The sequence below is a fragment of the Mucilaginibacter sediminis genome (assembly GCF_051903035.1).
Lineage (GTDB): Bacteria > Bacteroidota > Bacteroidia > Sphingobacteriales > Sphingobacteriaceae > Mucilaginibacter.
On the sequence record NZ_CP170602.1, the window covers coordinates 1,008,678 to 1,021,159 of the forward strand.

The 12,482-nt window shown below is 41.4% G+C and carries 8 protein-coding genes; 4 read left to right on the forward strand and 4 right to left on the reverse strand.

All coding sequences use genetic code 11. The features are described from left to right. The first annotated feature begins 57 nt into the window (after nt 1–57). Nucleotides 58–1,089 carry a glycoside hydrolase family 53 protein gene (locus ACFGVS_RS03930; protein ID WP_439697547.1) on the forward strand — a complete coding sequence of 344 codons (1,032 nt, stop codon included), beginning with the start codon at nt 58–60 and terminating at the stop codon, nt 1,087–1,089. 111 nt (nt 1,090–1,200) lie between these two features. Further along, complete coding sequence (locus ACFGVS_RS03935; RefSeq protein WP_439697548.1) at nt 1,201–1,959, forward strand: ThuA domain-containing protein; 759 nt, start codon at nt 1,201–1,203, stop codon at nt 1,957–1,959. A 114-nt stretch (nt 1,960–2,073) separates the two neighbouring features. Here ACFGVS_RS03935 and ACFGVS_RS03940 read toward each other — a convergent pair whose 3' ends face one another. The 3 genes from ACFGVS_RS03940 to ACFGVS_RS03950 all read right to left on the reverse strand — a co-directional run bounded on the left by ACFGVS_RS03940 (nt 2,074) and on the right by ACFGVS_RS03950 (nt 6,973). Beyond that, nucleotides 2,074–3,249 carry a DUF5009 domain-containing protein gene (locus ACFGVS_RS03940; RefSeq protein ID WP_439697549.1) on the reverse strand — a complete coding sequence of 392 codons (1,176 nt, stop codon included), beginning with the start codon at nt 3,247–3,249 and terminating at the stop codon, nt 2,074–2,076. A 315-nt stretch (nt 3,250–3,564) separates the two neighbouring features. Beyond that, a complete protein-coding gene (locus ACFGVS_RS03945; protein WP_439697550.1) occupies nt 3,565–5,490 on the reverse strand; it encodes a TonB-dependent receptor in 1,926 nt (641 codons plus the stop codon). Continuing rightward, complete coding sequence (locus ACFGVS_RS03950) at nt 5,480–6,973, reverse strand: carboxypeptidase-like regulatory domain-containing protein (RefSeq protein WP_439697551.1); 1,494 nt, start codon at nt 6,971–6,973, stop codon at nt 5,480–5,482. Before ACFGVS_RS03950 ends, ACFGVS_RS03945 begins: the two co-directional genes overlap by 11 nt. 635 nt (nt 6,974–7,608) lie before the next feature. On the opposite strand from ACFGVS_RS03950, the gene ACFGVS_RS03955 reads away from it, so the two are divergent. Both ACFGVS_RS03955 and ACFGVS_RS03960 read left to right on the forward strand, forming a co-directional pair. After that, complete coding sequence (locus ACFGVS_RS03955; RefSeq protein ID WP_439697552.1) at nt 7,609–10,488, forward strand: TonB-dependent receptor; 2,880 nt, start codon at nt 7,609–7,611, stop codon at nt 10,486–10,488. 151 nt (nt 10,489–10,639) lie between these two features. Continuing rightward, nucleotides 10,640–11,530 (forward strand): AraC family transcriptional regulator, encoded by an 891-nt coding sequence (locus ACFGVS_RS03960; RefSeq protein ID WP_090651034.1) that lies wholly within the window; start codon nt 10,640–10,642, stop codon nt 11,528–11,530. Nucleotides 11,531–11,536: 6 nt separating this feature from the next. On the opposite strand, the gene ACFGVS_RS03965 is transcribed toward ACFGVS_RS03960, so the two are convergent. Beyond that, entirely contained in the window at nt 11,537–12,226 is a 690-nt protein-coding gene (locus ACFGVS_RS03965; protein ID WP_439697553.1) for a class I SAM-dependent methyltransferase, read from the reverse strand. Nucleotides 12,227–12,482: the final 256 nt, after the last annotated feature.

Here is a 12,482-nt window from a genome sequence, read left to right on the forward strand (position 1 = left end):
GCCTTAGGCTTTCAGCTTTTAGCATTATATTTGTTTACCCGTTATAAATTATTCCAGATGAAGAAGGCGCTGTGTTCATGCTTGCTATTGATATCCTGTTTAAATTTTTCCTGTTCCAAAACAAAATCAACGCCTGAGCCGGTGGTGGTTGATCCGCCAGTTGTGATTGCCAAAGGCGCCGATATCAGCTGGGTTACCGAAATGGAGGCCAAAGGCATAAAGTTTTATGATAAATCGGGTACTCAGCAAGATTTGTTCGCCCTGTTAAAAAGCCTCGGATTTAATGCTATAAGGTTGCGTGCCTGGGTTAACCCAACAAACGGTTATTGTAACACTGCCGACGTTGTGGCTAAGGCGTTGCGTGCCAAAGCCCAGAGTTTTAATATCATGATTGATTTTCATTATAGCGATTGGTGGGCCGATCCGGGTAAGCAAACTAAACCCGCTGCCTGGGCCGCGCTTGATTTTACCACGCTGACTTCAACCCTGCATGATTATACCAAAAGCGTTATGAATACGCTTAAAGATAACGGTATCACCCCGGTATGGGTGCAGGTTGGTAACGAAATCAACGACGGCATGCTTTGGGAAGATGGCCGCGCCTCAAAAAACATGGCCAATTTTGCTACTTTGGTCAAAAGCGGTTATGCTGCTGTTAAAGAAGTGAGCCCAACCACCCAGGTAATTGTACATATTTCAAACGGTTATGATAATGGCCTTTTCCGTTGGATGTTTGACGGGTTGAAGGCTAACGGTGCAAAATGGGATATGATCGGTATGTCTTTATATCCATCCAAAACAAATTGGGCTACTTTGGATTCGCAGTGTTTAACCAATATGAACGATATGGTTTCCCGTTATTCAACCCCGGTTATGGTGGTTGAAGTTGGGATGGAAGCCGGCGCACCGGCCGAAGCAAAAGCTTTCCTGTCGGATATTATCAGCAAAGTGAAATCTGTAAATGGAAGCAGCGGTAAAGGTGTTTTTTACTGGGAGCCCGAAGCCTATAACAACTGGCAGGGCTATGGTTTAGGCGCCTTTGATACCGCGGGAAAACCTACGGCGGCATTGGATGCGTTTGCAAATTAAAGACTTAGTTTGTTCAGTGCGATGAATTTAAAAAGCCCTGAATGGTGAAAAACAGATGATAATAAAGTGCCTTTTTTCTACAAGTTTCCGGATTAGCATATAACAACCTTCATGAAAAAAATACTATTCCTCATTGTATCGGTGCTTTTAGCCCCGGTTAATTTAAAAGCCCAGCCAAAACATTTTAAGGTACTGGCGCTGTATGAGAATGGAGGGCACCATATAGCGTTTTCAAAACGCGCTATGGTTTGGCTGGATAAACTGGCTGCCGAAAAGGGGTTCAGTATTGATTATATTCAAAAGCCTGATAAAATTAATGATGAATTTTTAAGCCATTACCAGTTGTTTTTGCAACTGGATTATGTACCCTATGGCTGGCCGGATAGCGCCGCTGCCGCTTTTAAAAAATATATTACCGAAGGCAGGGGCGGATGGGTTGGTTTTCATCACGCCACCTTGCTGGGCGAGTTTGACGGTTTTCATGAATGGCAATGGTTTTCGGATTTTATGGGAGGCATCAGCTGGAAAAATTATATAGGAACGTTTGCCAGGGGCACGGTTAATGTGGAGGATAAGCAGCACCCGGTTATGAAGGACATCCCTGCATCCTTCCGGATTGAACAGGAGGAGTGGTATACCTATGATAAAAGCCCCCGGCCCAATGTACACGTACTGGCAAGTGTTGATGAATCAACCTACGATCCACAAGGTGATGTAAAAATGGGCGATCACCCCGTGGTGTGGACTAATGAGCATGTTAAAGCGCGCAACGTTTATATTTTCATGGGCCATTCACCAAACTTACTGGATAACCCGGCCTGGGTGAAGTTGGTTACAAACGCTATTTTCTGGGCTGCGGGTGTTAAGTAGTAAGTCTTAAGTCCTAATTCTGAAGTCAATAGCCTTAAGTAAAAGGCGAATTTTAAATTATCATTTTCAATTCAAGAATTCCGACTTAGGACTTAGAACTTTAGGCTCAGGACTTCAAATTTTAAGGCGTAAACGCTTCTTTTCCATTAAACCAACCAGGGCAATCAGTATAAACCCGGTAGCCATTGAACGCGCCAGCCCTAAGGCCCCGTTGTTAAATATATCGGGATATTTTAGGTGAAAAAGCTTTAATATATACACCTGGAAGTAGGGCATCAGGTAACAGGTAAGCGTGCTGGTACCTGCAGGCCATATCAGTTTAAACCAATTCTTTTTACCTTTAACATCTACCAGGAAAATCATCAATTCAAAAACCAATATGGTAATGCCGCTGCATATAAAGATCCAGGCGGGGGTGGAACGTATTTTTGAGATTCCATCTGCATAAGGGCGGATTAATAAACCTGATACAATTAATAGTAATCCTGTTGCGCCAAATATTACCCACAATAATTGCGTTTTGTTTTTTGATACAAGCAGCGCGTAAATTTCAGAGATCATAGCGCCGCCCATTACTAAACACACTGCCGATGCATCGCCCAGTACCGGAATTTTAAATTTGAAAGCACCGGCGTGCCTGGCTATATTTATGGCTACAAAAGTGAGTAATACAATCACCAGGATATTGATTTTTCCTTTGGCCAAAAGATATACCAGCGCACATACCAGGTAAGCCCAGCCTATAATGCCCAAAATACCCCACCAATAAGGGCGCATGCCCTGTATTACACCGTCTTCGCCTCCTTTATAGATAACAGCCATAACGATGAGCAGCAAAATCCCAGCGCCTATAAATGTGTACCGTTTTTTTGGAGCCATTGTTTCGGGATAATCCAGCCAGATGAGGAAGAAACCGATGGTTATTAATATGCCCCAGAGCGCCTGCGGGATGATGCCCGCTGTAAGCGCATAGTTTTCCAGGTTTACATGAAAAAAGCCCATAATAATCAGTGCAGCGCTGCGGGTAAGTATATAGGTTAATATTGATGAAAAAGAATCGCCCTTATTCAACCTGTTTTTAATAGCAAAAGGCAACGAAAGCCCTACAATGAACAAAAACGCCGGGAAAATGGTATCTGCAAAACCCATCGCATCGGCTTTCCCGCTTGCGTGGTCTATCCATTCGGGAATGTGCTTTACACCGCTGGCGTCATTAACAAATATCATCAATAACATAGTGACAGCACGTAGGACATCAATAGATAAAAGGCGTTTAGGGAGCTGGTTCATTGTGATTTTGCGATTTAATTACCGGCCATTAAAATACTTGTTTTCATGGAATTATCATAGAATATTAAAAACATTTTAGTTCTTTTTAAAATTTTTATAAAACTTTTGATTTTGAATTTTACGTCTGTCTATATTTATGGTTTTGGTTAAATGTTGACCCATAACGTAAAGTTTAGGATGGACACTAAGGAGTGTACATGCATAATTAACCGCAGGCAAAGTTATGCTGATGGAATTGATAGCCAGACAGGTAGGGGAGCAGTTTTGCTTGTTGAGTTGCCGGCGATTATCGGTTGCTACATTTTGGTTAGGGTATCAATTTACCAAATACGTATACACCTGCCTGCCTATATTGCCATCGTTATCAATACCTTCAATAATTACACGGTATTTGCCGGTTCCGTCCGCATTAAAAAAACTAAAATTTGCTTTGCCATCTTTGCCGGTAATAACTTCGGGGTTCCAATAAATGGTACTGCGTAAATCGGGTTGGTTAGTTGCGGGTCCATCATACTTCGGGTTATAAAACGCGCGCGCTTTGTAAAAACCGGCAACAGTTATGGGAAGAATCCCTTTTGATGGAATGTCCTTGGCCTGTAATCCCCCTCCTTGCCTGGTTGTTATTACCAATACACCATGGCCGCCTTGTACCCCATAAATGGCGGCCGAAGGCCCGTAAAATAATTCGATAGTTTCAATATCTCGTATATTCAGGTCGGTAGGGTTCATTCCCGGTACACCATCAACAAGAACGTACCCGGCTGTATGGCCATGAAACTTTTGTAGCATCACATTCCCGATATCCAGGTTTAATCGTTCCAGTTCTTCGCGACGAATTACGATATCTGCACCGCCCGGCCCGCCTAAAGCCGATGACCGATAATTATCATTTCTTTTTATAGTTTTTATTTTTACCTCTTTGAGGTTGATTGTTTTGTTATTAAATTTCGAGGCGCCTTCCCGTTGTCTTTTGCTGTTATCAATATAAGCGGTCATCAGGTCGCCAGTCCCATTTTTGTTGCCGGGATTATTCGCCATCACAATTGGCCCGGGCAGGTCATTTTTAAAAGTGAGTACAGTGTTGTCGCCGTTTTTTGCGGTTACCGCCTGTAAAATGAAGCGGGTACTATCATTAAACATTAAATTATTAAAACTAAAACTGCCATCACTTCCAGTTTGCTGGTCAACTGTTTGCCCGCCGCCGCGTGGTAAAAGCGATACAAGGCCCTTATTAACGGGATTTCCCCATATGTTTTTTACTATTCCGCTTATACTCAACCCGCTTTCGAGCTGATAAGCCATCTGCGGATAGGTATTTGTCAATATCGGTTTCCATTCAAAACGACGGTATCCGTGGGTTAGCATTACCAAATCCAGGTTGGCTGTGGTTTCGGCGTTAATTTGGTTAAAATAGTAGTTGGGCTGTTCTATATAACCCTTAAGATCGCTGGTTAACAACAAGCCTGCAAATATCGAGTTTTGATCATTTTCATCAATCTTTACTTTTTCTGCATCAGTTACAGCAACAGAAAAATGTCCTTCTGCAGCATCACCAGTCCTGTTTTGTACGTTTACGCTGATGTTCACCTGCTCTCGTTTAAGATAGTTGGTCTTGTCTGTGTTTACATTTAGGCTTAATCGGTTATAGTTTTGTACAAAAATCAACCGTTCGGCCAATGGTTCATTTTCAATGGAAAAAAGGGTGACTTTGGCTATCCCGGTGTGCAATTTTCGTTTTAAAATATCTAACTCCACAACGGGTTTATCCAACCTGCAGGCTATCGGCGTAATTACACCGCCCGACCAAATAAGCAATGTGTAATACTGGTTTTTATGTTCCTCGAAATAAGCTTTGCTTGCTTCTATCCGGGCAGTAGCTTTAGGTATCGAATCATTATCAATTGATAATACAATCCCTTTTTTTTCGGCAATGGGCAGGTTTATTGTGCTTGCTGCCCCGTTGTCATGGGCTACATTTGCCTTATAGGTTTTGCCTTGTTGTGGTGTAAGGTAAAAATATCCCATCCCTAAATGTACTGATGTAAACTCTGTAACCTTTTTGTCATCATTATCGAGCACTTCGCCGATAATATTCCCGCCCAGGCCAGATGGCAATATTGCCTTAAAGGCTATTTTACTTTTTACGCCGTTAATTAGCCGGCCTCCTTCGGGAAAAAACTGAATATCGGCCTGCGTATTAATGTTCTTTAATTTTTTAGCAGTACTATTTTCAAATACCATCTACACCATCGGCAATTTTTAATTTGATTGACCGGTCAATCTTATCAGCTGTATTGATAAAATCGACGTGTAATACACCGCTTGTCCTGGTTGGTTCATGATTGTCGCCCTGGGTTATATAGGCCTTAAAGTAAACCGTGTCGCCGGCCGCATAATATGGTTTGTCAAAATGCAGGTATGCTTTTTCATTGATATGAATTTCGGCGTAGTTTTTTAATTTGGCCATAGCTTCTTCGGCTAAAACAGCTGTTGGCGCAGCCAGCGTGCGCTGTAGCGGTTCATAATCAACAGGTAACAGTTCGGCAACACGGTAATGGGTCCACGCGCCACTGTACGATAAACTATTAGGATCAACCAGGCCGCCGTTATTATCAACCAATGCATAGGGTGTGTTAAAAGTAATCAGGGAGGTTTCTGTATTATAAAACTCGTTCAGGTGATTTAATGCCCCGCTTTTACTAAAATGGCGGTCTTTGTTATAGGTTACGTGTAAGCCATCCATTTCGCAGTTAAGCGCGTACATTTTGGTTACATCAGTCGGCTTTAAAATATCCGATTGATTAAGGAAAAAGTTCCTGAGGTTAAGATAGGTTTTATCAAGTTTGGATTTTTTAATCCAGTAGGAGAGCGAATCGGTATAGCGTTTGTTGCCTCCTGTCTTCAGCTTAGTAAACTGGTTTATTTTAGCCGCTATCAAATCGTCAGCAGGGCGTTCCGGATTTGGTTCATTAGCATATTGGAATACCCTGAAGCCTTCCTCTTCAACCTGGTTGGTAATAACCGAACGTAAAAAATGCATCGGCGAGTTTTCATAAACCTGCTCCCTGTTTTTTTTCCATCGTTTTTCCTCGGCCGGTGTACCTTTTATTTCTTCGAAAAGCACGGAACCCTCAAAATGTGTTTTAAAGCTGCCGTAATAATTGCGGTTATTATAAAAGTCTGCGAGCAGATATTTTAGGCGATAGCCCAGGCCTCGGTTTTCAATAACCAGGAAATCAACAGATGATGCAGTTAAGGTATTGGTGGTTTCATCAAAGTCAACATCCAGCATATCGGGGTTAATGAGTTTACACTCCCTGGCCAATGCAGATGTGCCTATAAACTCATTTATAAATAACTGGATGTTGCGTTGCCGGCTGGCATCGTTTTGCGGTTTTATTTTCACCTCCATCAAACTGATGGTTTTAGGAATAATGTGGATATCAGGCAGTGTGATCCCGATGTTGTTGACTATAATAACCTGGTGGTAGCTTTCAAAACCGATGATAGACACTACAAGGTTATACTTACCGGTTTTAACTTTATTTAAAGTAAAGCTCCCGTCGCTTGAAGTTTTTGTGCCGATGGTGGCATTGCTTAAAAAAATACTGGCGCTACTTACCGGTTCGCCGTCGGCCTGGTTAATAACCCTGCCCGATATGTTTACCTGCGCCAGGCAGGTGAAGGGTAATATTATCAGTAAAAAAACAATGCTTTTTTTCATTTAATTGCGATTGATTTAGGTAACATAACTTATATAAGCCAGCAGAAATATTCACCGCCAAATTACTGGCATCTACATTATTACAGAACTTACACTTTTAGGTTTATAAGGATTGATATAAAGTTATGAAAATTAATCATTTTAATAATATGCCAATATCGTTTCAGTAAGGTTTCGTTACATGCCGATCAAGAAAATAGTAAGGCACACAAATAAATGGCGATGAATTCTCTGGATAAAACATAAAATAACAGTCTTAGTAGTTAAAACCGCAATGCAGTTAATAGTGTATTTGTCACACTGTAAATTATTAAGGAGTACTTTTTTATTTTAAATAATTAGATTTCTGATTTAATTATTAAAAATTTTGATTATTTATTTAAATAAAAATTGACTTTGCATAATACAAGCTAAAAAAATCAATTATATTAATTATTTTCTTAGCTTATTTTATAAAATTAATTAAAAATCTACTTTTTTAATTGAATAAAACGTTAAAATTTGGTTTATTTTATAAAATAAAATGTTAAAAATCCATTTATTCTGTACTTTTTGTAACAAAAATGATATTTAGTTAAAATTTATTGCTATTTTGTTGATTAATTAACATAACAACCAATCCAATCAAACAAAGCATGAATTTAAAATTACATTTTTTCCTTTTCGGAGCATTTTTACTGGCCTGCCTGCCGGTGTTTGCCCAAAAGCTAACGGGAACTGTTACAAGTGGGGGCCAGCCGGTAACGGCGGGCACGGTTAAAGTAGTACCTACAGGCACTGGTACCATCACAGATGCAGATGGTAAGTATAGTTTAACTTTAAAAGCAGGTAGTTACCAGGTTAGTTTTTCGGCTATAGGGCTTGAAAAGAAAACAGTGTCTGTTCAGCTTGCAGCCGGTGAAACTAAGGTGTTGAATATGGATCTTTCCGCTTCGGCTGAGGGATTGAAAGAGGTGGTAGTAGTGGGAAGCCGCGGCGGTGGCCGTACTAAAATGGATTCGCCCGTACCTGTAGATGTACTCCGGATGAACCAGATAGGCGAAACTACCGCTAAACCCGATTTGATGAGCCAGCTAAACCAGGCCGTACCTTCATTTAACTACAACAAGCAAAGCGGCGGCGATGGATCTGATGCTATTGACTTTGCCAGTTTGCGGGGCCTTGGCTTCGATCAAACGTTGGTACTCATCAATGGCAAGCGCCGTCACTTGTCGGCTTTCGTAAACCAGGTAGGTACCCGAGGCCGCGGTAATAGCGGTACCGATTTAAATGCCATACCCGAAGCGGCTATTGACAGGGTGGAGATTCTACGTGATGGCGCATCGGCGCAATACGGCTCAGATGCCATTGCCGGTGTTGTTAATATTGTTTTGAAAAAAGATATCGGTAAGCTGAATGTAAACATCGGCGGTAGTGGTTATTATGACCATAAATACAATACATTGAACAATGTTGACCCAACCCAATATTATACGGGGTCGCAAATTGACGGCAAAACCTTTACTTTAGGATTAGACTATGGATTGGCTATTGGCAAAAACGGTGGTTTTATCAATTTTGGAGGCAACTTCATGGATCAGGGCAAAACCTTTAGGGCTGCGCCTGATACCAACTGGTCAACCAACCCCCAGGCCCTGAGTGTTGATGCCTGGCGAAGAGCTTTTGGTGATGGCTCTGTAAAGTCTGGTGGCGGAATGTACAATATGGAAATTCCACTTGCCGGTACCAAAACCACTTTCTACTCTTTTGGCGGCTATAACTATAAACACTCCAATGTTTATGCCTGGACACGCCGGTGGAGCAGTTCAAGTAATCACATCAAATTCCCTACTGACGAAAACGGGAAGCTGATATTTGTACCCGGCATTATGCGTGTTTTTGACCCTACGCCGGGAGCTTTGGATACTGCCAACGTATATTATAACCCCCAGGAGGATGTTTATATAAAGGATATGTCGGCTGCGCTGGGCTTTAAAGGCACAATAGGTGATGGCTGGGATTGGGATTTGAGCAATAATACAGGTTATAATGATTTTCATTATTGGGGTAACCAAACATTTAATTCCTCGTTGCCTTTGCCCGAGCAATATACTAAAACCAGGTTTAATGACGGCGGGTTCAACTTTTTACAAAATACTGCCAATTTAGATGTGACCAAACATTTTGAGCATGTAGCCCAGGGCTTTACGCTATCTTTTGGCGGAGAGTACAGGTATGAGCGCTATAAACTATACGCCGGGGAGCCCGACTCCTACAGAAATGGCGGAGCTTTGTTAAACGGTGTTCCTAAAGCTTCCGGATCCGAAGGGTATCCCGGCTATCAGCCAACCGATGCAACCACAGCCAACAGAACAAATGAGGCCGCTTATATTGAAGGCACTTTAGATGTAACTAAAGATTGGCTGGTTGATGGTGCAGCCCGGTTTGAACATTACTCGGATTTTGGAGGGGTAAGCACATTTAAATTAGCATCCCGCTATAAAGTAAGCGACAACTTCAATGTAAGGGGATCATTTAGTACAGGTTTTAGGGCACCTTCATTGCAACAAATGAATTTTAGCAATACCAATACCAACATTATTGCAGGTGAATTGGTTTACGCTAAATTGATTCCAAATTATGCCGATGCCGCCCGCCAGGTAGGGATTCCAAAGCTTACCCAGGAAACCTCAACCAATACCAGCTTAGGCTTTACATGGAAACCAACACATGATTTTAATGTTACAGTTGACGGTTATCTTATTAAAATTAAAAACAGGATAGTAATTACAGGTGCTTTTGATACCTCGGTTGCCGCGTTAAAAGACTACCTTATAGCTAATAATGTAACAAATGCCAACTTTTTTACCAATGCTGTCAATACAACCAACAGAGGTATCGACATTGTATTAGATTATCGCAAATCGTGGGGTAAAAATAAATTTACTGCTTTATTTGCAGGTAACATTCAAGGGATAACTATTAATAAGGTTAATATCCCGGCCGCGCTGAATGATACCTATGCACACCAGCAAGCATACTTTAGTACAAGAGAAGCTGCGTTTTTAAAAGCTTCTGCTCCACGCGAAAAATTCTCATTAGGGCTTGAATACGGATATGGTAAGTTTGCCGCCGGTAGCCATATTACCTATTACGGCCAGTTAACTACACAGGGCTTTGGTTATAGCAGCGTACCAGGTGCGAACCCCGACGGACCGGGCGGCTCAAACATATCTGCATCGGGTAACGGCTGGGACCCTTATGTTGATTTGGATAACGGCAAAGGTGTTGTTCCCGAAAATTTTGTTTTTCACGGAAAAGCTACTACCGATATATACGTATCTTATAAAATATCAAAGCAGATATCGTGGACAGTTGGTGTAGATAACATATTTAATGTACACCCTGATCTGGCTGTTACAGAAGGCGCTCATCAATCATCATGGGGTGATAGTGAATCGGGCGGACCTTTTGATGCTGTACAAATGGGTTTTAACGGTATGAGGATGTTTACCAAATTGGCCTTACACTTTTAATAATAGGGTATAGCTTAGTAGTCCCCCGGCTTGATAATCAGTCGGGGGACTTTTTTTGTCTTATTTTGGTAGTATTTGACAAATATTAGCCTGTTCGTTTGAAAAATAAGCTATTTTATGATAATATTTGCTTATTAATAGGCAATTGCAAATGAAAGTTTTACAGTTTACCATTCCTGTACCCCACGATAAAAGCGTAATTGCCGATCAGTTTAGCCTGCCTTATTTTTACCCTTACCTGCACCGGCACAAAGAGGCGCAAATTACCTGGATACAAAAAGGAGAAGGCACGCTTATAGCCGGTAATAACATGCACCATTTTTCACCCGGCGATGTTTTTTTAATAGGTGCAAACCTGCCGCACCTGTTTAAAAGCAATCCCGAATATTTTGAAAATGAAACTGAAGATGCGATAAGCGCGCTAAGTATTTTTTTTAATCCCGAAGGAATATTAACGCCGCTGTTTAACCTGCCGGAAATGAGGGCCTTTAAGCTATTTATACAGCATCATCAGCAAGGATTTAAGGTGCCTTTACCTGACGTGGAAAAGGCTATAATTAATATGACTGCTTTAAGTGATACCACGGGTGCGGAGCAACTTATCCAGTTTATAAAACTAATGAAAGGTTTAAGCGAGATAAACGAACAGCTGCAGCCGCTGTCATCCTATGGTAATTTACCGGGGATTACCGAAAACGAAGGGATTCGGATAGGTAATATTTACAATTACATTATGCAAAACTACACGGAGCCTATAACGCTGGAGGATGTATCTAAAGCCGCGTTTATGACATCCGAATCATTTTGCAGGTATTTTAAAAAGCATACGGGCAACACATTTGTCACTTTTTTAAACGAAGTACGTATCAACGAAGCATGTAAAATATTAAACGCCAATAAAGCCGAGAGCATCTCGGCGGCGGCCTATCAATGTGGTTTTAAAAGCATTACCAATTTCAACCGGGTATTCCGTTCGGTAACCGGTAAATCGCCAAGGGAGTATATGGATAATTATAATGGAAAGGTTAAGGATCTGATTTGATCACACCTATGCTACCGTTAGCCTCACCAGGTATTGCTGATATTCATCTTCCAGTAAAACTTCCAGTTCATAACCGGCTTCGTTGGCAATTGTTGTTAACGTTTTTTCGTCTATATAAAGCCACGGAAACCAATCGGATGTTTGGCGATTGTATTGATACTGGTAGCTTAGTTCGCCATAGTATTTGCCGGTATCGGGCAGGTTTCCTTCGTACAGGTAAGCAATATCAGATGAATCAAACAGCAGCTGTCCGCCTTTATTAAGTAGCAGTTTGGTATGCTGCAGGAAAGTTTTTAAGTGGGATAAAGTACCTGTTAGGCCAATACCATTCATAAGCAGTAACAAGGTGTCGTATTTATGATCGTTGTATTCAAAAATGTCGGCGGTAAACACTTTTTTAACACCGCGTGCCTGCATTACATCTACGGCTAAGGCAGAAATTTCCAATGCGGTTACATCAAAGCCGCGCTCCTGTAGTATGAGGGCATGGCTGCCGGCCCCCGCGCCAATATCCAGTACTTCGCCGCGGCATTCATTCAGGGCAAGCCATTCAATATCGGGCATGTCATCCTCATCCCTGAAATAGGTCTCGACAGGCATTTCCTCCTTTGGGCCATACTGGTTGTTAATCCACAATTTGTGGGCTGCTTTTTTATAGTGATGATTGTGTATGGCCTGGCCTAAAATATCTTTCATGCTGTGACAAAAGTAGCAATTGACTGCCTAATTACCGTTACAGAAACGATTTACACTATGGAATATCGGAAAGTTATGAGTTCTGAGCAACAAATGAGTAACAAATTTTCGACCTTTTTTAAGACATTTTACCATTTTGGGAAATGATGGAAAACTCATGCTAAATTAAAAGAAATTTCAAAACCATAAAAAACACCCTCCATACGTCCTCTCGTATCTTCGGCACATGCAACATACTCAATTACGAATACTTGTA